The 22,005-nt window shown below is 61.4% G+C and carries 25 protein-coding genes; 21 read left to right on the top strand and 4 right to left on the bottom strand.

What is annotated here, in order from left to right; all coding sequences use genetic code 11:
- Nucleotides 1-35 precede the first annotated feature (35 nt).
- From J1G18_RS26325 to J1G18_RS26360, 8 genes are all read left to right on the top strand, one after another.
- Complete coding sequence (locus J1G18_RS26325; protein WP_095139385.1) at nt 36-1,172, top strand: chemotaxis response regulator protein-glutamate methylesterase; 1,137 nt, start codon at nt 36-38, stop codon at nt 1,170-1,172.
- Nucleotides 1,172-1,912 carry a flagellar motor protein gene (locus J1G18_RS26330; RefSeq protein ID WP_003222929.1) on the top strand — a complete coding sequence of 247 codons (741 nt, stop codon included), beginning with the start codon at nt 1,172-1,174 and terminating at the stop codon, nt 1,910-1,912. The genes J1G18_RS26325 and J1G18_RS26330 overlap by 1 nt, the downstream gene beginning before the upstream one ends.
- A gap of 15 nt (nt 1,913-1,927) precedes the next feature.
- The gene (gene motD, locus J1G18_RS26335; protein WP_007967837.1) at nt 1,928-2,818 is read left to right on the top strand and encodes a flagellar motor protein MotD; all 891 of its coding nucleotides are present in this window, start codon (nt 1,928-1,930) and stop codon (nt 2,816-2,818) included.
- 43 nt (nt 2,819-2,861) lie between these two features.
- Nucleotides 2,862-3,650, top strand: coding sequence for a ParA family protein (locus J1G18_RS26340; RefSeq protein ID WP_003222933.1), 789 nt, complete (start codon nt 2,862-2,864; stop codon nt 3,648-3,650).
- 105 nt (nt 3,651-3,755) lie between these two features.
- Nucleotides 3,756-4,718, top strand: coding sequence for a CheW domain-containing protein (locus J1G18_RS26345; protein WP_223009250.1), 963 nt, complete (start codon nt 3,756-3,758; stop codon nt 4,716-4,718).
- A 90-nt stretch (nt 4,719-4,808) separates the two neighbouring features.
- Nucleotides 4,809-5,294 (top strand): chemotaxis protein CheW, encoded by a 486-nt coding sequence (locus J1G18_RS26350; RefSeq protein ID WP_003222936.1) that lies wholly within the window; start codon nt 4,809-4,811, stop codon nt 5,292-5,294.
- Nucleotides 5,295-5,687, top strand: a complete 393-nt coding sequence (locus tag J1G18_RS26355) for a DUF2802 domain-containing protein (protein ID WP_007961680.1) — start codon at nt 5,295-5,297, stop codon at nt 5,685-5,687.
- A 235-nt stretch (nt 5,688-5,922) separates the two neighbouring features.
- A complete protein-coding gene (locus J1G18_RS26360; protein WP_223009253.1) occupies nt 5,923-8,364 on the top strand; it encodes a carbohydrate-binding protein in 2,442 nt (813 codons plus the stop codon).
- Nucleotides 8,365-8,409: 45 nt separating this feature from the next.
- Here J1G18_RS26360 and J1G18_RS26365 read toward each other — a convergent pair whose 3' ends face one another.
- Both J1G18_RS26365 and J1G18_RS26370 read right to left on the bottom strand, forming a co-directional pair.
- Nucleotides 8,410-8,739, bottom strand: a complete 330-nt coding sequence (locus J1G18_RS26365; RefSeq protein ID WP_007961677.1) for an EscU/YscU/HrcU family type III secretion system export apparatus switch protein — start codon at nt 8,737-8,739, stop codon at nt 8,410-8,412.
- The gene (locus J1G18_RS26370) at nt 8,736-10,316 is read right to left on the bottom strand and encodes a flagellar hook-length control protein FliK (protein WP_223009256.1); all 1,581 of its coding nucleotides are present in this window, start codon (nt 10,314-10,316) and stop codon (nt 8,736-8,738) included. Before J1G18_RS26370 ends, J1G18_RS26365 begins: the two co-directional genes overlap by 4 nt.
- A gap of 197 nt (nt 10,317-10,513) precedes the next feature.
- Here J1G18_RS26370 and ccmA point away from each other — a divergent pair, with 197 nt between their 5' ends.
- The 10 genes from ccmA (at nt 10,514) to J1G18_RS26420 (ending at nt 17,895) form a co-directional block, all read left to right on the top strand.
- Nucleotides 10,514-11,149, top strand: coding sequence for a cytochrome c biogenesis heme-transporting ATPase CcmA (gene ccmA / locus J1G18_RS26375; RefSeq protein WP_027613927.1), 636 nt, complete (start codon nt 10,514-10,516; stop codon nt 11,147-11,149).
- Nucleotides 11,146-11,814: a heme exporter protein CcmB gene (ccmB, locus tag J1G18_RS26380; RefSeq protein WP_003222942.1), complete on the top strand. Its 669-nt coding sequence runs from the start codon at nt 11,146-11,148 to the stop codon at nt 11,812-11,814. Before ccmA ends, ccmB begins: the two co-directional genes overlap by 4 nt.
- Nucleotides 11,815-11,892: 78 nt before the next feature.
- A complete protein-coding gene (locus J1G18_RS26385; protein ID WP_223009259.1) occupies nt 11,893-12,648 on the top strand; it encodes a heme ABC transporter permease in 756 nt (251 codons plus the stop codon).
- Entirely contained in the window at nt 12,645-12,821 is a 177-nt protein-coding gene (gene ccmD / locus J1G18_RS26390; protein WP_003222944.1) for a heme exporter protein CcmD, read from the top strand. Before J1G18_RS26385 ends, ccmD begins: the two co-directional genes overlap by 4 nt.
- A complete protein-coding gene (gene ccmE / locus J1G18_RS26395) occupies nt 12,818-13,273 on the top strand; it encodes a cytochrome c maturation protein CcmE (protein ID WP_007961672.1) in 456 nt (151 codons plus the stop codon). The genes ccmD and ccmE overlap by 4 nt, the downstream gene beginning before the upstream one ends.
- Nucleotides 13,274-13,276: 3 nt before the next feature.
- Nucleotides 13,277-15,265 (top strand): heme lyase CcmF/NrfE family subunit, encoded by a 1,989-nt coding sequence (locus J1G18_RS26400; RefSeq protein ID WP_223009262.1) that lies wholly within the window; start codon nt 13,277-13,279, stop codon nt 15,263-15,265.
- Entirely contained in the window at nt 15,262-15,798 is a 537-nt protein-coding gene (locus tag J1G18_RS26405; RefSeq protein WP_095139393.1) for a DsbE family thiol:disulfide interchange protein, read from the top strand. The genes J1G18_RS26400 and J1G18_RS26405 overlap by 4 nt, the downstream gene beginning before the upstream one ends.
- Complete coding sequence (locus tag J1G18_RS26410; RefSeq protein WP_003222948.1) at nt 15,795-16,265, top strand: cytochrome c-type biogenesis protein; 471 nt, start codon at nt 15,795-15,797, stop codon at nt 16,263-16,265. The genes J1G18_RS26405 and J1G18_RS26410 overlap by 4 nt, the downstream gene beginning before the upstream one ends.
- On the top strand, nt 16,262-17,464 hold the full coding sequence (gene ccmI, locus J1G18_RS26415; RefSeq protein ID WP_139054097.1) for a c-type cytochrome biogenesis protein CcmI: 1,203 nt from the start codon (nt 16,262-16,264) through the stop codon (nt 17,462-17,464). The genes J1G18_RS26410 and ccmI overlap by 4 nt, the downstream gene beginning before the upstream one ends.
- Before the next feature lie 26 nt (nt 17,465-17,490).
- Nucleotides 17,491-17,895: a hypothetical protein gene (locus J1G18_RS26420; RefSeq protein ID WP_007961667.1), complete on the top strand. Its 405-nt coding sequence runs from the start codon at nt 17,491-17,493 to the stop codon at nt 17,893-17,895.
- 105 nt (nt 17,896-18,000) lie between these two features.
- On the opposite strand, the gene J1G18_RS26425 is transcribed toward J1G18_RS26420, so the two are convergent.
- Nucleotides 18,001-18,888, bottom strand: coding sequence for a LysR family transcriptional regulator (locus J1G18_RS26425; protein ID WP_223009265.1), 888 nt, complete (start codon nt 18,886-18,888; stop codon nt 18,001-18,003).
- Between the two features lie 267 nt (nt 18,889-19,155).
- On the opposite strand from J1G18_RS26425, the gene J1G18_RS26430 reads away from it, so the two are divergent.
- Nucleotides 19,156-19,368 (top strand): type II toxin-antitoxin system HicA family toxin, encoded by a 213-nt coding sequence (locus tag J1G18_RS26430; RefSeq protein ID WP_027613935.1) that lies wholly within the window; start codon nt 19,156-19,158, stop codon nt 19,366-19,368.
- Nucleotides 19,368-19,772, top strand: coding sequence for a type II toxin-antitoxin system HicB family antitoxin (locus J1G18_RS26435; protein WP_007961664.1), 405 nt, complete (start codon nt 19,368-19,370; stop codon nt 19,770-19,772). Before J1G18_RS26430 ends, J1G18_RS26435 begins: the two co-directional genes overlap by 1 nt.
- 58 nt (nt 19,773-19,830) lie before the next feature.
- On the opposite strand, the gene J1G18_RS26440 is transcribed toward J1G18_RS26435, so the two are convergent.
- Nucleotides 19,831-21,018: an MFS transporter gene (locus J1G18_RS26440; RefSeq protein ID WP_096796242.1), complete on the bottom strand. Its 1,188-nt coding sequence runs from the start codon at nt 21,016-21,018 to the stop codon at nt 19,831-19,833.
- A 243-nt stretch (nt 21,019-21,261) separates the two neighbouring features.
- Between J1G18_RS26440 and J1G18_RS26445 the strand changes: the two genes are divergently transcribed.
- Entirely contained in the window at nt 21,262-21,882 is a 621-nt protein-coding gene (locus J1G18_RS26445) for a DUF5666 domain-containing protein (protein WP_223009268.1), read from the top strand.
- Nucleotides 21,883-22,005 lie beyond the last annotated feature (123 nt).

Raw genomic sequence — 22,005 nt, forward strand, 5'->3', positions numbered from 1 at the left:
GGCGACGACGTCCCGCTGCACCTAATGGAGTGTTTATGGCAGTCAAAGTCCTGGTGGTGGACGATTCGGGTTTTTTCCGCCGCCGCGTCTCGGAAATTCTTTCAGCGGATCCGAGCATCCAGGTGGTCGGTACGGCCACCAACGGTAAAGAGGCGATCGATCAGGCCCTGGCCCTCAAGCCGGACGTGATCACCATGGACTACGAGATGCCGATGATGGATGGCATCACGGCGGTGCGGCACATCATGCAGCGCTGCCCGACTCCGGTGTTGATGTTCTCCTCGCTGACGCACGAAGGCGCCCGGGTCACCCTGGATGCGCTGGACGCTGGTGCGGTGGATTTCCTGCCGAAGAATTTCGAAGACATCTCGCGCAACCCCGAGAAGGTCAAGCAACTGCTGTGCGAGAAGGTCCACAGCATCTCGCGCAGCAATCGTCGTTTCAGTGCCTACAGTGCGCCGGCTCCGGCCGCTGCACCGACGCCTGCGCCAGCCCCGGCGGCCTCGAGTTTCAGCAGCCACAGCGCTGCTGCTCCGACGCGTCCGGCGCCGGCTCCAGCACCTGCGCGTGCGCCAGCCGCCAGCGCGTCGTCGCCGGCACCGAAACGCAAAGCCTACAAACTGGTTGCCATCGGGACTTCGACCGGCGGCCCGGTTGCCCTGCAACGGGTGCTGACCCAATTGCCGGCGAACTTCCCGGCGCCGATCGTGCTGATCCAGCACATGCCGGCGGCGTTCACCAAGGCGTTTGCCGAGCGCCTGGACAAGCTGTGCCGCATCAGCGTGAAAGAGGCCGAGGATGGCGACATCCTGCGTCCGGGCTTGGCGCTGCTGGCGCCGGGTGGCAAGCAGATGATGATCGACGGCCGTGGCGCGGTGAAAATCCTGCCGGGCGACGAGCGTCTGAATTACAAGCCGTGCGTGGACATCACCTTCGGTTCCGCAGCCAAGTCCTACGGTGACAAAGTTCTGGCGGTGGTCCTCACCGGCATGGGCGCCGACGGCCGTGAAGGCGCGCGTCTGCTCAAGCAGGGCGGCAGCTCGGTATGGGCGCAAGACGAAGCCAGTTGCGTGATCTACGGCATGCCGATGGCCATCGTCAAAGCCGATCTGGCTGACGCGGTTTACGGCCTGGACGACATCGGCAAGCACATCGTCGAGGCGTGTATCTGATGGATGTTCTAAGCCTTATCGGGATCATCATGGCGTTCGTCGCCATCATCGGCGGCAACTACCTTGAAGGCGGCCACCTCGGCGCGCTGGCCAACGGCCCGGCGGCGCTGATCGTGCTCGGTGGCACCATCGGTGCCGCGCTGTTGCAATCGCCGATGAGCGCCTTCAAGCGCGCCATGCAGATCCTCGCCTGGATCCTGTTCCCGCCACGGGTCGACCTGGCCGGCGGTATCGACCGGGTGGTCAACTGGAGCCTCACCGCGCGCAAGGAAGGCCTGCTGGGTCTGGAAGGCGTCGCCGATGCCGAACCGGACAACTACTCGCGCAAGGGCCTGCAACTGCTGGTCGATGGCGCCGAACCGGAAGCGATCCGCAGCATTCTCGAAGTGGATTTCTACACCCAGGAAGCGCGCGACATCGAGGCTGCCAAAGTTTTCGAAAGCATGGGCGGCTATGCGCCGACCATCGGCATCATCGGTGCGGTGATGGGCCTGATTCATGTGATGGGCAACCTCGCTGATCCGACCCAATTGGGCAGCGGTATTGCCGTGGCATTCGTCGCGACCATCTACGGCGTGGCCAGTGCCAACCTGGTGTTGCTGCCGGTGGCGGCCAAGCTCAAGTCAATCGCGTTGCGGCAGTCGCGTTATCGCGAAATGTTGTTGGAAGGTATTTTGTCGATCGCCGAAGGTGAAAACCCTCGCTCTATCGAGCTGAAGCTTCAGGGCTTCATGGATTGATGGGGGTAATGGACTATGGCTCGCCGCAGGCATCAGGAAGAACACGTTAATCACGAGCGCTGGCTCGTGTCCTACGCGGATTTCATCACGCTACTGTTCGCGTTCTTCGTGGTGATGTACTCGATCTCGTCGATCAACGAAGGCAAGTACAAAGTCATTTCCGAGGCGCTGATCGGGGTTTTCACTGACTCCGACCGCTCGCTCAAGCCGATCCCGATCGGTGAGGAACGGCCGAAAACCGTGACCCCGGCCAAGCCGCTGGTCAAGGACAGCGAGCAGGTCGATGCCGGTATCGCCGGGGCCAGCGACCCGCTGAAAAGCATTGCCGATGACATCAGTGCCGCGTTCGGCGACTTGATCAGCTCCAACCAGATGACCGTGCGCGGCAACGAGTTGTGGGTCGAGATCGAACTGAATTCCAGCCTGTTGTTCGGCAGTGGCGACGCAATGCCGAGCGACATCGCATTCAACATCATCGACAAGGTCGCGGCGATCCTCAAACCGTTCGACAACCCGATCCACGTCGAAGGCTTCACCGACGATCAGCCGATCCGCACCGCGCAGTACCCGACCAACTGGGAGCTGTCCTCGGCGCGTTCGGCGAGCATCGTGCGGATGCTGGCGATGCAGGGCGTGAACCCTGGCCGTCTGGCCTCGGTCGGTTACGGTGAGTTTCAGCCGGTGGCCAACAATGCCACCGCCGAAGGCCGGGCGAAAAACCGGCGCGTGGTGCTGGTGGTGTCGCGCAACCTCGATGTGCGCCGCAGCCTGACCGGCACCGGGACCGCCAATGCACAACCGGACGCGGCATTGAAGCGCGCTGGCACACAAACTGCACCGTCCCCGGTCAAGACGCCGGGACGCGAGAGTGCCGTCAATTCTCCGTCGCCCGCATTAATACGCTGAGCTATGTCTCGGTCGAGCATCTCGACCGGGAGGAACGAACCGAATGAGAGTCTGGGCAGTCGCCAATCAAAAGGGTGGTGTCGGTAAAACCACATCTTCCATCGCTTTAGCCGGATTGCTGGCGGAGGCGGGCAAGCGCGTGGTTGTGGTCGATCTCGACCCGCACGGCTCGATGACCAGCTATTTCGGCTACGACCCCGACAGCCTGGAGCACAGCAACTACGACCTGTTTCTGCACAAGGGCAGCGTGCCGCAAGGCTTGCCCGGGCAGTTGCTGCTGTCGACCAGCGACGAACGCATTTCCCTGTTGCCGTCCAGCACCGCACTGGCCACCCTCGAGCGCCAGTCGCCGGGGCAGAGTGGCCTGGGCCTGGTGATCGCCAAGAGTCTGGCGCAGCTGTGGCAGGATTTCGATTACGCGATCATTGACAGCCCGCCGTTGCTCGGTGTGCTGATGGTCAACGCCCTGGCCGCGAGCCAGCAACTGGTGATCCCGGTGCAGACCGAGCACCTGGCCGTCAAAGGTCTGGAGCGCATGGTCAACACCCTGGCGATGATCAACCGCTCGCGCAAACAGGCGCTGCCGTTCAGCATCGTGCCGACCCTGTTCGACCGCCGCACCCAAGCATCGCTGGGCACCTTGCGCGTGCTGCGTGACAAATTCCCGGAAGAGATCTGGCAGGGTTACATCCCGGTCGATACCCGTCTGCGCGACGCCAGCCGGGCCGGTGTCACGCCTTCGCAGTTCGACGGCAAGAGTCGTGGCGTGCTGGCGTACCGCGCGCTGCTCAAGCATCTGCTGGCGCAACAACTTGTTCCGCAGGTGGCCTGAGATGACCGTGTTCCGATCACGCATGCCTGAATTGCACAAATCCTGTGGGAGCGAGCCTGCTCGCGAAGCTGGCGACGCGGTTTCCCTGTCAGGCGCTGTTGACCGATGAACCGCCCAATCAAGCTGACATCGCGTCCGCAACTGGCTTTGCAGTCCTATCTGGACAGCTTGCTGCAGGAAATCCCTGACGAGTTGCCGCCAGTGGAAGTGCAGGTCGAGGCGCCGGTCGAGGTGGTCGAAAGCGCTGCGGCGCTGGATGAATTCCAGGCTGCGGTACTGGAAGAGCAGGCGCGTGATGCGCAGAAAACCACCAAATCTGCCGCCCCGGTTGCCGCGCCTGCCGCCGCACCGATCGCCAAGGCGCCAGTGGCGTTGATCGAAGAAGCCGAGCCGCCACGCGCGCCGGTTTCGACACTCGCACCGCTGCTGCAAACCCAATTGCTGAAAACCGCGCCGGAACCGGTCGTGGCCGAACCGGCGCCGGTGGCACCGGCACCCGTCGAACAGACGCTGGTGCCGCCAGTGGTGGAAGTGCACCTGCCACCGAGCAACACGCCGCCCCCGGTGGAAACCGATGGCCGTCCGGCCTGGGCCTCGGAAGCCTTCGAATGCCTGTTGTTCGATGTTGCCGGGCTGACGCTGGCGGTACCGCTGGTGTGCCTCGGTTCGATCTATTCGCTGGCCGGCCACGAGTTGACGCCGCTGTTCGGGCAGCCGGAATGGTTCCTCGGGATTCTGCCGAGCCAGGCCGGCAACCTGAAAGTCCTGGACACGGCGCGTTGGGTCATGCCGGATCGCTATCGCGATGACTTCCGTCAGGGCCTGCAGTACGTGATTTCGGTACAAGGTTACGAATGGGGCCTGGCGGTGCATCAGGTCAGCCGTTCGTTGCGTCTGGATCCGAATGAAATCAAATGGAGAAGTCACCGGGGTCAGCGGCCATGGCTTGCCGGCACGGTGATCGAGCACATGTGTGCATTACTTGATGTAGCCGCGCTGGCCGAATTGATCGCCAGCGGCGGGGCAAAGCACTTGGGCGGCCACAAGCCGCTACATAAATCGACATAGCAGCCGACATAACAGTCAGGCGAAGGCATTTTTCAATGCCTCCACACAGAACACACACCGCCCAGTGCGGTTTTTTCGAGGGGTCAGGGTATGAGTAGTCAGGCGACGAATGCAAAAGGTTCTGAAGATCCGATCCTGCAATGGGTGACCTTCAAGCTGGACAACGAAACCTACGGCATCAACGTGATGCGCGTTCAGGAAGTCCTGCGTTACACCGAAATCGCGCCGGTACCGGGTGCACCAAGCTATGTGCTGGGCATCATCAACCTGCGCGGTAACGTGGTCACCGTGATCGACACCCGTCAGCGCTTCGGCCTGAACAGCGGCGAGATCAGCGACAACACCCGTATCGTCATCATCGAAGCCGACAAGCAAGTGGTCGGGATCATGGTCGACAGCGTGGCCGAAGTGGTTTACCTGCGTCAGTCGGAAATCGAGACCGCGCCAAACGTCGGCAACGAAGAGTCGGCCAAGTTCATCCAGGGCGTGTGCAACAAGAACAACGAGTTGCTGATCCTGGTCGAGCTGGACAAGATGATGAGCGAAGAAGAATGGTCGGAACTGGAGAGCATCTGATTGATTCTCGAGGTTGCGGTCATTGTCCTGTTCCTTTTCTGGGCAGGCACGCTGGCAATGTTTCTGGCGTACATCAAGGCGCAGCGGGTAATCGCTGCGCAACAGGCTCAGGGCGACGCGCTGCGTGATCAGCGCATCAAGGACCTGGCCAAGCGTGTCGACGACTATCAGAACGGCAACGTGCGCATGGGCGAAGCCCTGCACGAGCTGCGCTCGGTCGTCGGTCCGTTGCCGGACAAGATTGTCGCGCTGGAACAGCGCGACCCGTCGAGCCTGTCGTTCGCTCAGGCGGCGAAACTGGTGGGGATGGGCGCGAGCGTCGATGAGCTGACCCAGTCCTGCGGCTTGACCCAGGCTGAGGCGGAGTTGATGCGCAAGCTGCACAGAAGCTGATATGCGTAGAGGCATGTCATTTGAATAAGAATCGCCGGTCATGCCGGCGATTTTTTTTGCGCTCGATTTTGTTGCCTGATTCGCCCATGGCCGTCTGTCTGAACTGTTATTTCTGACAGTAGAGAATTTCGCTCATCGCTCCTCACACTGCTCGTGACTCGCGATAGTCCCGTCGGCTTTTCAGGCAGACGCGTCTGATCGCCAATTCACCGATCCAGCCAATCGTGGAGTGGGTATGCATTTGCCAGCCAGAATCGAGCGCGTGAAAAAAGTCCGGTTACCCGGTGTTGCCGCCCTGCGGCTGGCAATCGTGCTGCTCCTGACGGCTTGTCAGGCTCAGGTCAGCAGGCTTGCTCCAGAAGCCAATATTGCCGACCGGCAAAATTGTCACGGTGTCCACCTGGTCAATGTCGTTGCGCATATGGACGACGATCTGCTGTTTATTGATCCGCGGATTTCGCAAGTTCTGGCTGCCGGCGGCTGTGTGACCAGTATCTTCATGATCGGTGGCAGTTCTGGCGCCGGCTTCGACTATGTGCTGAAGCGCGAAAGCGCGTCGAGAAAAGCCTATGAAAAAATGCTGGGTTTTGCGACCGGATGGACGCCTAACCTGATATTCACTGATTCAGCCATTGTGATGAGCGTCAAGGCCAATGAGCGACCTGGATTGAAGCTCATATATTTGCGTGTGCCGGGAGGGGACGTTCGTGGTGGAGATGTGCCGCTGGCCGATTTGCTCGACCTCGATAAAACTGTTCGGAGTTGGCCCTATCTGGACTCGGCTTCAGGTCCGGTAAACCTCTACAGTCGAACATCTTTCGTGCAGCTCTTGACCGAACTGATCGTCAATGAAGGAGCCACCCGGGTGTATGCACTCAATCCGGACACCGTTGCGTACACGGAGCATCCTGACCATATTTATTCGGCACGTTTGACGCGCCTGGCCTTGCGCGGGATCAGTGCAGATATCCCGGTGATTTATCACGAGACCTATCCCTCGGCGGCCGTCGCTCCTAACGTGGACCCGGCAGCTGTGCAGGCGAAACGGCATGTTGTCGCCAGCTACTTTCACTTTGAAGGGGCTGAGCCAGTCAGCAGTGCGTACAGTGAAGCCACCTGGAATGGCAATTGGGTGGCGCGACTGAATTTCACGCTCAGCCATGCTCACGCCGCCGGGCCACTGGTCAATATCCCTTTCAGACCGCTAGTCAATTTCCAGACGCAACAGTGCCTGGTTGCCAATGGATTGGGGCAGCAGGTGACACTGGATGGATGTGAGCCAGACGCTGACCAGCGCTGGGCGTTTGTGCCCTCCGACATTGCAGTCGGCGCGAGCAGGGGAGTTGCACTGCTGAAAACAGCCTCTGGCCATTGCATAGCGCGTCAGAATGGCCAATTGATCGAACGCGCATGTGAAAGCAATGAGCCCTCTCAACACTGGACTCCGTGGGATTTCGGGAAAATCTATGTTCCCGGAGCGCAGGGGCAATGCCTGGACGGAGTACAGCCGAGCTTGATAGCGGATTGCATGGAGTTTGCGGGTTCTACGTTGTGGGTGCGCAGCATCGATAACATCGACAGCAATGATTCGATGGAAGTGGCACTGACGGGGGATGTCATCGGTGACGGGACGAACCGGACGGTACAAGTGCAGCGCCGGCAGGATGGTCCAGGTGTCGATATTTGGGTCACGTCGCTGGACGCAGACGCGATTGCATCCGAGAAATGGTATGAGGACAGACGTCCATTTGATCCAGACTCTTTTGATTCCGGGTGTGCTACAGCCCTTTGCTACGACACTACGCGCTATCTGCTGGCGGATTTCACAGGTGACGGCAAGGCTGATCTGATGGCGATATCGCCCGGAAAAGCTGACGAAACCATTTTCAGGCTATTGAAGAATGAAGGCGGGCATTTTGCTGATCCGGTTATCTGGCGTTCGGTTCCGCAAGGGCATGCCTACCGGCAAGCTCAGCAATATCTGGCTGGCGACTTCAGAGGCGTCGGCAAGCAAGATGTGTTGATCGTGCAAACCCTGAATAACACAGTGTCCGATTTCTGGCTGATGGAGAATAAAGGGGCGAGTCTGGGCGTTCCTGCTCACTGGGGAGATGCCCGAAAAAACCCATTGCCGGTCCATTTCTACAGCGCCAGGCTGGACAACGATGGCAAGGATGATGTGCTCGCTGTTGATTCAAGTGAGCAGTTCTTGAAGCTGCTCACCTACAGGAGCAGCGGCCGTTCTCTGGATTTTGAGAAAGCCTTGGAGTTGCCGGGCTTCTATTCTGCGCGTTCAAAGACCGCAGTGCTGGATTCGCCGATTACCAAACTGACCGATGTATGGGTGCTGCACGCTCGATCAGACGGTAGTGATATCAATTTCTGGAAAGTCGCAAATCTTGGCGGCGGAGAGTTCGAAGAGCCTTCGTCTCCGGCTTTCGAGACGAGCGTGCTTAATTGGGCCGACGTGCGGCCTTATGGGCTGGGGACGGGCAGGCAGATCCTGCTTCCCTATCGCGTCAACGATCCTGTGCATGAGTATTACTGGCGAATCGGGAAAGTCGGCTTCAAGGCACTGAATCTGTCCGAGCAAGGTAGGCCCGTCGGGATCAAGGATTATGGACGTTCACCACGGTTTGAATGGGCGAACCTGCAGTGGCGAGCGCGCTTGAATTGAATGTCGAGCGGGGACGCGTGCACTTGAGCCTGTATTCGGCGCGGCCTAGTAATCAGCCCCGCGTTCGGTAACGTCCTTCTCGACCATCGGCGCATCCGGATCCTGCCCCTCGGGGAATTTCCCCTTCAGGTTCCACGCGAACGCGATGATCTCGGCGATCGTGCGGTACAGCTCCTCGGGGATGCTGTCGCCCAGTTCCATTCGCGCCAACAGCCGCACCAGCTCGGCGTTTTCATAGATCGGCACTTCACAGTCGCGGGCGATGCGCAGGATTTCTTCCGCCAGTTCCTCGTCGCCCTTGGCGGTGAGGGTCGGGGCGTGGTTGCCGTCGTATTTGAGGGCGATGGCCTGGCGTGGAGCAGTGGAATCGTTCATGCGGTTTCGTCGACCCAGCGATGTTCGAGGCGGGTTTGGTTGCCTTGCGGCGGGGTGCCGAGGTGGCAATCGAGATCGCCGACATTCAGGCCGCGATCGAGCAGGCGCTGACGCAGGGCGAACAGATTGGTTTCGATGAGGTCGGCGGTGTACGGGCGTTCGGCCCAGAGCTGACTCGACAGGCTGCCGGCAATCAACTGCGCCTGAATCTGCATCGGCCCCAACGGCTCCATGTCGAACGCCAGGTCGACGCGCCACAGCTGCTGTTTGGGTTCGCGTTCGTCACGGCGTTCGTTGGGTTGCGGTTCTCTTTCCGGCGCTTCTTCGCGCTGAAACTTGACCTGCAACGGCACGATGTCCTGCAGGTTGCGCATGGGGATTTCCAGCTGCCAGGTGCTGAGCAAACGGCCGTCATCGGTGACACCGGTCTGTTCCAGGCTCGACAGCTGATGGCTTTGCAGACGCGACACGGCTGCCGCGGCGAGGCGCAGCAGATGTTCAAGATCGCCTTCGCCGTCGAGGCTTTGCAGCAGGCGGTCGGGCAGCGGGAAACTGCTGGGCAGCGGTTTGGCGCTGACCTGACCGAGGGTGCCGAGGGCGTTGCGCACGAAGCTCGGCAGTGCTTGCGCCAGGGTGTTGGCAGCGATTATCGCGTTGAAACTGGCATTGCCCGGCGCACCCGGGGACAGTTGCGCGATCAGCTTGAGCAGATCGGCTTTCATGTCCGGGGCCAGCGCCGGATTCTCTCCGGTCAGCAATTTGGCTTCGAGGAAGGCACCGCTGTTGGCCAGGGCCAGCGCCACGCCTTTGGCGGTGCTCATTTGCTGCACATCGGGCAGGTTGGCGAGCAGGCGCGTGACGGCAGCGCGCAGGTCCTGCGAGGTCTGCTCGTCGTCGCTCGGCAGGTTTTGCAGAGCATTGAGCAAACCGTCCAGCGAACCTTGGCGGCTCTGCTGGCCGAGCAGTTGCTGGCTTACCGCCAATTGCTCCTGGCGGCTGCTCAGCGGCACGAACTTGAGGGTTTGCGAGTCTTCGACCAGTGCCGAGAGCAGGGTGCCGATGCGCAGTGGCGTCGGGCTGTCGATGTCCAGTGTGGCGCCGCTCTGCGCGGTGTTGAGCAGGCTCACCAGCGAGCGGTACACCGTCGGCTGTCCCGGCACTTGCGGCAGTGTCTGCGAGGTCAGCACCTTGCCTTGCAGCAGCGTGCCGACCGGCAACTGCGCGGTGTCGATGCGGGTGAGGGCGGCGACGCTGCTGGCAATCGCCTGTTGCACGGTGATCGCCAGATTGCCCGCCGACGGCTGAGTGACGGCCAGGTTGGTGCCGGTCGGCAACGGCAGGTTGCTGCTGGCTTGCACGGTGGTCTGCCGGCCGCCGTCGACGGTCACCTTGAGCAGCAGTTGAAAGGTCTGATCCGCCTGCTTGAGTGACAACACCTCGGCCTGGGCGCTTTGCCCGGCGCCGATCAGGCCTTCGACCGGGGTCAGCAGCTTGAGCAACTCACCGCTCATCACCAGCGGGCGCGTGTTCGCCGGGGTGGCGGGCGGCAGCGGGAGGATGTTCATTTCGCCTGTCATACGCGGACACAACCTGAGGAAATTGCGCTCTTGGGAGTAAGGCACGGCATGTATAATGCCGCGCGTCTTGCGCTTCGTTCAGAAAACATAGCAATTGTTTGATCCAGCTCTCTGGTTCGCACCGTCATTGCATTTATCCTGCATCTCTTTAACGGCCGCGCCAGAGCCGACTTGAACCGTATAAGGCCCGTGATCCCTTGACCAGTCCTGTCCTGCAAACCGTTGCCCTTGCCTGTGAGCGAGACCTGCGACTGCTCTTCGAAAATCTCGAATTGCGACTGGCCAGTGGCGATATGGTGCAGATCAGCGGCCCCAACGGCAGCGGCAAGACCAGCCTGCTGCGTCTATTGTCCGGGTTGATGCAGCCGACCAGCGGTCAGGTGCTGCTCAACGGCCAGCCCTTGACTGCACAACCGAGCGAACTGGCGCGCAACCTGTTGTGGATCGGCCACGCTGCCGGGATCAAGGACCTGCTGACCCCGGAAGAGAACCTGTCCTGGCTCTGCGCCCTGCATCGGCCTGCCGGACGCGAGGCGATCTGGCAGGCGCTGGCAGCCGTAGGATTGCGCGGATTCGAAGATGTTCCCTGCCACACCCTGTCCGCCGGTCAGCAACGCCGCGTGGCGCTGGCGCGGCTGTATCTGGACAGCCCGCCGCTGTGGATTCTCGACGAGCCGTTCACCGCGCTCGACAAACAGGGCGTGGCGCAGCTTGAAGAACACTTGGCCGGGCACTGCGAGCGCGGCGGTCTGGTGGTTCTGACCACGCACCACACACTGAGCCGGATGCCGGCCGGTTATCGCGATATCGATCTGGGGAACTGGGCAGTATGAGTGTGTTCGGCCTGCTGGTTGCCCGTGAGTCCCGTTTGCTGTTTCGTCGCCCGGCGGAACTGGCCAATCCGCTGATTTTCTTCGCCATCGTCATCGCCTTGTTCCCGCTGGCCGTCGGCCCGGAAACTCAAGTCTTGCAAAACCTGTCCCCGGGGTTAGTCTGGGTGGCCGCGTTGTTGTCGGTCCTGCTTTCGCTGGACGGACTGTTTCGCAGTGATTTCGAAGATGGCTCCCTGGAACAGTGGGTCCTTTCGCCGCACCCGCTGCCCCTACTGGTGCTGGCCAAGGTGCTGGCACACTGGCTGTTCTCGGGACTGGCACTGGTTCTGCTCTCGCCGTTGCTGGCGTTGATGCTCGGTTTGCCGGTCGCCTGCCTGCCGGTGTTGCTGTTGTCGTTGCTGCTGGGTACACCGGTGCTGAGCCTGCTCGGTGCGGTGGGCGCGGCGCTGACGGTTGGTTTGAAACGCGGCGGCCTGTTGCTGGCGTTGCTGATTCTGCCGTTGTACATCCCGGTGTTGATCCTGGGCAGTGGCGCCTTGCAGGCCGCCTTGCAAGGCATGCCGGCGACCGGGTATCTGCTGTGGCTGGGTAGCCTGACCGCCCTGGCGATCACCCTGACACCTTTTGCAATAGCTGCTGGCCTGAAGATCAGCGTCGGCGAATAATGAGGTCTGGTTAAAATTTAACCAGCAAAGACCCTGAGACTGCTCACACCGATGAGCGGCACCCGTGATGGAAACAGTATGAACTGGACCTGGTTTCACAAGCTCGGCTCGCCCAAGTGGTTCTACGGCATCAGCAGCAGGTTTCTGCCGTGGCTGAGCATTGCCGCGTTGCTGCTGATCAGCGTTGGCGTCGTCTGGGGCCTGGCCTTCGCGCCGCCGGATTATCAGCAGGGCAACAGCTTCCGCATCATCTACATCCACGTGCCGGCGGCAATGCTGGCGCAGTCGATCTACGTGATCCTGGCGGTATGCGGCGTGGTCGGGCTGGTATGGAAAATGAAACTGGCCGACGTCGCCCTGCAATGCGCGGCGCCGATCGGCGCGTGGATGACCGCCGTGGCGCTGGTCACCGGGGCGATCTGGGGCAAGCCGACCTGGGGCTCGTGGTGGGTCTGGGATGCGCGGCTGACGTCGATGCTGATTCTGCTGTTCCTGTATTTCGGGGTGATTGCGCTGGGCAATGCCATCAGCAACCGTGACAGCGCCGCCAAGGCCTGCGCGGTACTGGCGATCGTCGGGGTGATCAACATTCCGATCATCAAATACTCGGTGGAGTGGTGGAACACCCTGCACCAGGGCGCGACCTTCACCCTCACTGAGAAACCGGCGATGCCCGCGGAAATGTGGCTGCCGCTGTTGCTGACGGTGCTGGGTTTCTACTGTTTCTTCGGCGCCGTGCTGTTGTTGCGCATGCGCCTTGAAGTGCTCAAGCGCGAAGCCCGCGCCAGTTGGGTCAAAGAAGAAGTGCAGAACAGCCTGGAGGCCGCGCGATGAGTTTTGCTTCATTCGGCGACTTCCTCGCCATGGGCCACCATGGCCTATATGTCTGGTCGGCCTACGGTATCTGTCTGGCGGTGCTGATCCTCAACGTGGTCGCACCGATCGCGGCCCGCAAGCGCTATCTGCAACAAGAGGCGCGTCGTCTGCGCCGGGAGAACGGCAAGTGAATCCGCTGCGCAAAAAACGTCTGACCCTCATTCTGGCGATCCTGGTCGGGGTCGGCGCTGCCGTCGGCCTGGCCCTGAGCGCCCTGCAGGAAAACATCAACCTGTTTTACACGCCGACCCAGATCGCCAACGGTGAAGCGCCGCACGACACGCGCATCCGCGCCGGCGGCATGGTCGAGAAGGGCTCGCTGCAGCGTTCGCCGGACTCACTGGACGTCAAATTCGTTGTCACCGACTTCAACAAAGCCGTGACCATCACCTATCGCGGGATCCTCCCGGATCTGTTCCGCGAAGGGCAGGGCATTGTCGCCCTGGGCAAACTCAACGCCGACGGCGTGGTGGTGGCCGATGAAGTGCTGGCCAAGCACGACGAGAAGTACATGCCGCCGGAAGTGACCAAAGCGCTGAAAGACAGTGGTCAATCGGCACCGACCCAAGCGAAGGAGGGTTGATCGATGACTTCTGCACTGTTTATTCCCGAACTCGGCCATCTGGCGATGATTCTGGCGCTGTGTTTTGCGCTGGTGCAGGCCGTGGTGCCGCTGTTCGGTGCGTGGCGCGGTGACCGCATGTGGATGGGCCTGGCCCAGCCGGCGGCGTGGGGTCAGTTTGCGTTCCTGCTGTTTGCCTTCGGTTGCCTGACCTACGCGTTCATGACCGACGATTTCTCGGTCGGTTACGTCGCGATGAACTCCAACAGCGCCTTGCCGTGGTACTACAAGTTCAGCGCGGTGTGGGGCGCCCACGAAGGGTCGCTGCTGCTGTGGGCGTTGATCCTCGGTGGCTGGACCTTCGCCGTGTCGATGTTCTCCCGGCAGTTGCCGCAAGTCATGCTCGCTCGCGTACTGGCGGTGATGGGCATGATCAGCACCGGTTTCCTGTTGTTTCTGATCCTCACCTCCAACCCGTTCTCGCGGATCCTGCCGCAGATTCCGGCCGACGGGCGTGACCTCAATCCGCTGCTGCAAGACATCGGCCTGATTGTGCATCCGCCGATGCTCTACATGGGGTACGTCGGCTTCTCGGTGGCGTTCGCCTTCGCCATCGCTGCACTGCTCGGTGGTCGTCTCGACGCCGCGTGGGCACGCTGGTCGCGCCCTTGGACGATTGTCGCCTGGGCCTTCCTCGGCATCGGCATCACCCTCGGTTCGTGGTGGGCTTACTACGAACTCGGCTGGGGCGGCTGGTGGTTCTGGGACCCGGTGGAAAACGCCTCGTTCATGCCATGGCTGGTCGGCACCGCGCTGATTCACTCGCTGGCAGTCACGGAAAAACGTGGGGTGTTCAAGAGCTGGACGGTGTTGCTGGCGATTGCCGCATTTTCGTTGAGCCTGCTCGGTACGTTCCTCGTGCGCTCCGGCGTGCTGACTTCGGTACATGCGTTTGCCTCGGACCCTGAGCGCGGCGTGTTCATTCTGATCTTCCTGCTGTTCGTGGTCGGCGGTTCGCTGACGCTGTTTGCGTTGCGCGCTCCGGTGGTCAAGAGCCAGGTCGGCTTCAACCTGTGGTCGCGGGAAACCCTGTTGCTGGGCAACAACCTGGTGCTGGTGGTGGCCGCGTCGATGATTCTGCTCGGCACGCTGTATCCGCTGATTCTTGATGCGATCAGCGGCGCCAAGCTGTCAGTAGGCCCGCCGTACTTCAACGCGCTGTTCATCCCGCTGATGGCGTTGCTGATGGTGGTAATGGCGGTCGGCGTGGTCGTGCGCTGGAAGGACACCCCGGTGAAGTGGCTGGCGAACATGCTGACCCCGGTGCTGCTCGGCAGCGTCGCATTGGCCGTGGTGGCCGGTGTCGCTTACGGCGATTTCAACTGGGCGGTGATCGCGACGTTCCTGCTTGCCGCATGGGTGTTGCTCGCCGGTGTGCGCGACATCTTCGACAAGACTCGCCACAAGGGCCTGATCAAAGGCCTGCCAACCCTGACCCGCAGCTACTGGGGCATGCAGATCGCTCACCTCGGCATCGCCGTGTGCGCCCTCGGTGTGGTGCTGTCGAGTCAGAACAGTGCCGAGCGCGACCTGCGTCTGGCGCCGGGCGAGTCGATGGATCTGGCCGGTTATCACTTCATCTTCGAAGGTGCCAAACACTTCGAAGGGCCGAACTTCACCTCCGACAAGGGCACCATCCGGGTGATCCGCGACGGCAAGGAAGTCAGCGTGCTGCACCCGGAAAAACGCCTGTACACCGTGCAGAGTTCGATGATGACCGAGGCCGGGATCGACGCCGGTTTCACTCGCGATCTCTACGTTGCACTGGGCGAGCCGCTGGAAAACGGCGCGTGGGCGGTGCGGGTTCACGTCAAACCGTTCGTGCGCTGGATCTGGTTTGGCGGTCTGCTGACCGGTCTGGGCGGATTGCTGGCGGCGCTGGATCGGCGTTATCGAGTCAAGGTCAAAGCCCGGGTGCGTGAAGCCCTCGGCCTGCAAGGAGCGGCTGCATGAGACGTTGGTTGATGCTGGTACCCCTGGCGATTTTCCTGCTGGTGGCGGTGTTTCTTTATCGCGGTCTGTACCTCGATCCGGCGGAGCTGCCGTCGGCGATGATCAACAAGCCCTTCCCGGAGTTCACTCTGCCGAACGTGCAGGGCGACAAGACCCTGACCAAGGCTGACATTCTCGGCAAACCGGCGCTGGTCAACGTCTGGGGCACCTGGTGCATTTCCTGCCGGGTCGAGCACCCGGTGCTGAACAAACTGGCCGAGCGTGGTGTGGTGATCTACGGCATCAACTACAAGGACACCAACGCCGATGCGTTGAAGTGGCTGGCCGAATTCCACAACCCGTACCTGCTGGATATCCGTGACGACGAAGGCTCGCTGGGCCTGAACCTCGGCGTGTACGGCGCGCCGGAAACCTTCTTCATCGACGCCAAGGGCATCATCCGCGACAAGTACGTCGGGGTGATCGACGAGCAGGTCTGGCGCGAAAAACTCGCAGCCAAGTATCAGGCGCTGGTCGATGAGGCCAAGCCATGAAGCGTTTCATTGCTGCCGTGGTCTTGGGCTTGAGTCTGGCCGGTGTGGCGCATGCCGCGATCGACACCTACGAGTTCGCCAAAGAAGGCGATCGCGAGCGCTTTCGTGAACTGACCAAGGAACTGCGCTGCCCCAAGTGCCAGAACCAGGACATCGCCGACTCCAACGCGCCGATTGCCGCCGACCTGCGCAAAGAGATTTTCCGCATGCTCGGCGAGGGCAAGGACAATCAGCAGATCATCGATTTCATGGTCGATCGCTACGGTGATTTCGTCCGCTACAAACCGGCGCTCAATGCCAAGACTGCACTGCTGTGGTTCGGCCCGGCCGGCCTGTTGTTCGGTGGTCTGGTGGTGATCGCAGTGATCGTTCGCCGACGCCGCGCACAACGCACCGAGACCCCGCCATCGCTGTCCACCGAAGAGCGTCAGCGCCTCGACCAACTGTTGGATAAAAACCAAGAATGATTGATTTCTGGCTTGCCGCAGGGCTGTTGCTTCTGGTCGCCCTGAGTTTTCTGCTGATCCCGGTTTTGCGTGGCCGTCGCGCCCAGCGTGAAGAGGATCGAACTGCCCTGAACGTGGCGCTGTATCAGGAACGCGTGGCCGAGCTGCAAGCGCAGCAGGCTGAAGGCGTACTCGATGCCGCGCAAATGGACAGCGGGCGCGCGGAAGCGGCGCGTGAGCTGCTCGCCGATACCGAAGGCGTTGCCGCACCGCGTGTGTCGAAACTGGGCAAGCCGTTGCCGCTGCTGGCGGCGGTGTTGGTGCCGGTGTTGGGCCTGGGTCTGTACCTGCATTTCGGTGCTGCCGATAAAGTCGAACTGACCCGTGAATTCGCCCAGGCGCCGCAGTCGATGGAAGAGATGACCCGGCGTCTGGAGCGTGCTGTTGCGGCGCAACCGGATTCCGCCGAAGGCTTGTACTTCCTTGGTCGTACCTACATGGCCCAGGATCGTCCGGCAGATGCGGCGAAGATGTTCGAACGCGCCGCCAACCTGGCCGGTCGCCAGCCGGAACTGCTCGGCCAGTGGGCACAGGCGCAGTATTTTGCCGACGGTAAAAAGTGGTCGGACAAGATCCAGACCCTGACCGATGAAGCGCTGAAAGCCGATCCGAAAGAAGTCACCAGCCTCGGTCTGCTCGGCATCGCCGCGTTCGAGGGTGAGCGTTATCAGCAGGCAATCGACTATTGGACCCGGCTGCTGGCGCAGTTGCCAGAGGGCGACAACTCCCGCGCCGCCTTGCAGGGCGGGATCGAGCGCGCCACCGAGCGCCTGCAAGCCAGTGGCGGCAAGGTCGCCGCAGCGCCGGCCGCCAAGGTTGCCGCACTGCTCAAGGTGCGCGTGGATCTGTCCAGCGAACTCAAAGGCCAGGTGCAACCGGGCGACAGCGTGTTCATCTTCGCCCGCGCCGTTTCTGGCCCACCGGCACCGCTGGCGGCCAAGCGTCTGACCGTGGCCGATCTGCCGGTCACTGTCGAACTGGGCGATGCCGACGCCATGATGCCGCAGTTGAAACTGTCGAACTTTCCTGAAGTCCAACTGGTTGCACGCATCTCTCGCGCCGGTCAGCCAACCGCCGGGGAGTGGGTAGGTCGCAGCGGCCCGCTGGCCAGCAGCACCACCGCGCCGCAAACACTGACCATCGACAGCCCGGACAAATAAGCACCGGCCACCAGGAAAGCACCGCCATGCACAGTCTCGCCCGAATCGCAGTCATCACAATGGCCCTGGGCATGAGCGCCTGTGCGGTGCACCGACCGGAACCGACCACCAACCTGCCGCCGATCCCGCCGTCACAACCGAGCCCGACCCCGTCGACCTCGCCGACACCGGGCAAAAGCATCCCGGCCAAACCGTCCAAGCCAGTCCCACGCACCTCAGCCAGCTTCGCCCCACCACCGGGCGGCAACAGCCACTGGGACCAGAAGCTCGGCGTCTACGTCCTCGACGACCAGCCCAACACCTTCTACCGCCAGCGCACCTACTTCCGCTGGAACAACGGCTGGACTCGCTCCGTCAGCCCCAACGGCCCTTGGGAAGACACCGATATCCACGGCGTACCGCCGGGATTGGGCAAACAGTTCGGGCAGTGATGAAAAAACGGCGATCTCTGGATCGCCGTTTTTTTGTGTGTTGCCGGGCATTGATGATGTCCCTGTAGGAGCTGGCGAAGCCTGCGATCTTTTGATCTGCTGTTTTCAAAGTTCGCTGGTCAACAACCCTTGCACATAATCCACAAACGCCCGCGCCTTCGCACTGACCATCCGCCCCGTGGGAAACACCGCCCACAAGTCCTGATCCGGCAATACCCAGTCACTCATCACCGCCCTGACCGCACCGCTTGCCAGCTCCGGAGCGAACATCCATTGCGAGGCGATGGTCAGGCCCTGATCGGCCAGCACGGCTGCACGCAAACCCTCGGCGGCGCTGACCCGCAGGCGGCCGGTCAGGGTTTGCGTCTGTTGTTCGCTGCCCTGGGTGAAGATCCAGGTGGCGCCGCCGCTGAGGTTGTAGACGATGCCTTGATGCTTATCCAAATCGGCAGGGCAGCTCGGCTCGCCGTGGCGGGCGAAGTAGGCCGGGGTGCCGAGCACTACGCGGCGACAGTCGGCGATTTTACGCACGGTGAGGCTGGAGTCGCTGAGCGGGCCCATGCGCAGGGCGACGTCGATACCTTCTTCGACCAGATTGATGTTGCGATCATCGAGCATCAGGTCGATGTTCAGCTGTGGATGCTGCTCGAGAAACGGCCCCAGCTGCGGCACGACGTGCAGGCGACCGAAAGTCACCGCCGCGCTGATCCGCAGGTTGCCGCTTAAACCGCTGGCGCTGCCACGGGCGGCGTTATCGGCTTCGTTGGCTTCATCAATGGCACGCCTGGCCCGTTCGAAAAACGCGAGTCCGGCTTCGGTCGGGGTCAGGCCGCGAGTCGAGCGCAGCAACAGGCTGACCGCCAGGCGTTTTTCCAACTGAGCGATGGTTTTCGACACGGCGGGCTGGCCGATATTCAGGCGTCGGGCGGCGGCGGAAAAGGAGCCGGTTTCGACCACGTAGACGAAGGTTTCCATGGCGGCGAGGCGGTCCATCAGTCTTCCTGCAAATCTGAAAGTTGTCGTAGTCCCCTTGTGGGAGCGGGCTTGCTCGCGAAAGCGGTCTGACATTCAGCACATGTATTGGCTGATCCAACGCCTTCGCGAGCAAGCCCGCTCCAACAGGGAATAGGGTGCTGAGTGTAATCCGCGTCCATTCAATCACATGCGGTAAAACAACCAAACGTCGTCCTGCAGATTTATGTGCTTGAGTAAAGATAACTCTAGAGTTACTTTTATTCGGCCGGAGCAAGGAGGCGCCAGGTGCAAAGCAGGCTATTGATCAAGGAGCTGGAGGAGGCAGGCTGGACGCTGGATCGAGTCACCGGCAGTCATCACATCTTCACGCATCGTTACAACCCGTACACCATTCCCGTTCCTCACCCTAAAAAGGATTTGCCGCTGGGGACGGTCAAAAGCATCAGGAGGCGTGCCGGGTTGTACCACCCGCCAGCCAGCTACAAGGGAGATCCATAATGCAATATCCGATCTGCATCGAATGGGGTGACGACAACACCGCCATCGGTATTCAGATACCTGACATTCCCGGCGCCGTCACGGCCGGGGACACTTTCGAGGACGCCTATAACGCAGCCGTTGAAGTCGCCCATCTCATGTTGCAGGAGATGGCGGCGGACGGGGAATCGATTCCGATGCCGACGTCGGCAGCGGCCCATCGCAATAATCCGGAGTTTGCCGACATGGGCTGGGGGATGCTCGAGCTGGATATCTCGCCGTACATGGGCAAGACCGAGAAGGTCAACGTGACGTTGCCAGGCTATGTGATCCAGCGCATCGATCGCTATGTGCGTGAACACAATGTCAAAAGCCGCTCTTCGTTTCTGGCAGATGCGGCGATGGAGAAGCTGGTTCGGTATTAAGCGTCATCGCTCTCACAGGCCCAGTGAGCAACCTGTGGGAGCGAGCTTGCTCGACATCTTACGCCGTTGCCAAAGCACCACGCTGCGACGCACTCAGGAACCGCAACAACGCCAGCAGCGGGAACGCGCTACCGACAATCACGATCCACAACCAGCCGCCATGCTCATATACCGCACTGGCGACCGACGAGCCGAAAGCGCCGCCGATGAAGATGCTGGTCATGTACAGCGCGTTGAGGCGACCACGGCTTTTGGCGTCCAGCGAGTAGACCGCGCGCTGGCCGAGAACCATGTTCATCTGCACGCAGAAGTCCAGTACCACGCCGGTCACCGCGAGGCCGATGACGCTGTAGGCCGGGTGAATGAAGGCCGGCAGGAAGCTCAGGCTGGCGAACAGCATGGCCAGCAGCGAAGCGATGCGGGTGTGGCCGGCGTCAGCCAGGCGTCCGCTGATCGGCGCGGCGATGGCACCGATGGCACCGACCAGCGCGAAGATCGCAATCTCGCTTTGCGACAGACCGTGGTTGCGCGCCAGTTCCAGTGGCACCGCTGTCCAGAACAGGCTGAAGGTGGCGAACATGCAGCCCTGATAAAACGCCCGCTGACGCAGCACCGGTTGCTGGCGCAGCAGGGTCCACAGCGAGCCGAGCAACTGGCCGTAGGAAGCGCTGTGATCCGGTTGACGCTTGGGCACGGTCAACGCCAGCACCACGCTGATCGCGGCCATCAACGCCGCGGCAATCATGAACATCGCACGCCAGCCGAAATGGTCAGCCACTACGCTCGACACCGGCCGCGCCAGCAGAATGCCCAACAGCAGGCCGCCCATGATCCCGCCGACCACCCGGCCACGGGATTCTTCCGGCGCCAGATGCGCGGCCAGCGGAATCAGGATCTGCACCGACACCGAACTGAAGCCCACCAGCAACGAGATCAGCAGGAACACGTTCGGCTGACTGGTGAACGCCGCGCCGAGCAGGCTGGCAATCGCCACCACCGTGGTGATGATCATCAACCGGCGGTTTTCCAGCAGGTCGCCCAGCGGCACCAGGAAGAACAGGCCCAGCGCATAACCGATCTGCGTCAGCGAGACGATGAAGCTGGCCATGGTGTCGGAAAGACCGATGTCCGGCGCGATCAGGCCGATGATCGGTTGCGCGTAGTAGATGTTGGCGACGATCGCGCCGCAGCAGAAGGCGAACAGCAGCACCATGCCTCGGGTCATTGCGTGAGTTGTGGCGTTCATAAGGTTTCTCGATCCAGCGAAAGGGAATGCGGTGAGGCTAAGGGACGTACCGAAGCGGCGGTAGAAGCCTTCGATCGATATCAGTTATTCCGTTGCGGAATGATTGGCTTCAACGGCGGTGTCGTCCATCGGCGAACCTTGCGTCCGGCCGGGGAGGGTCGATGATACATTCACTTACATGTTCTTCGATAGCGTGCTTATGTTTACTTCTGCGCTATTACTGTTCATCAACGGAGGATTGCCATGTTGCGTCAGCTGCTGCGTCACACGACTACGATTGCCTTGCTTGGCCTGCTCAGTGCCACTGCGGTGCAGGCCGCCGATGCCCCGGGCATGCGTCTCGGCGTGCGCGGTGAGATCACCGGGGTCAGCGCCGATTCGCTGAAAGTCCACGTCAACAGCGGCGAGAACGTGGTGATCCGGTTGACTGCGGACACCAAGGTGCGTGCCGTCACGCTGGCGAATATCGAAGACATCAAACCCGGCAGCTACATTGGCTCGGCCGCCATGCCGCAGGAAGATGGCACCCTCAAGGCAATGGAAGTGCACGTATTCCCGCCGGAACTGACCGGCAGCGGTGACGGTCATCGGCCGTTTGATCTGGCCAAGGGCAGCAGCATGACCAATGGCAGCGTCGGTGATCTGGTGGTCAGCAATGGCCGGGTGCTGACCGTCAACTACAAGGGCGGGCAGCAGAAGATCCTGGTGCCGGAGGACGTGCCGATCGTCAACCTGACGCCGGGGGATCGCAGCTTGCTCAAGGTCGGGGTGAAGATTGTCAGCTTCGTGACCCAGGACGCAGACGGCACGTTGACGGCGCAATCGATTTCCGCCGGCAAGGATGGCGTCACGCCGCCTATGTAAAAGCCCCTCACCCTAACCCTCTCCCGGAGGGAGAGGGGACTGTTTGGGGGATGCTGAAGCAATTTGCCGACCTGAAACTTGGTTGCCGAATCCATAATCCATAAGGTCTTTCAGGTCGATGTA

The sequence above is a fragment of the Pseudomonas sp. MIS38 genome (assembly GCF_019891575.1).
Taxonomy (GTDB): Bacteria; Pseudomonadota; Gammaproteobacteria; order Pseudomonadales; family Pseudomonadaceae; genus Aquipseudomonas; species Aquipseudomonas putida_A.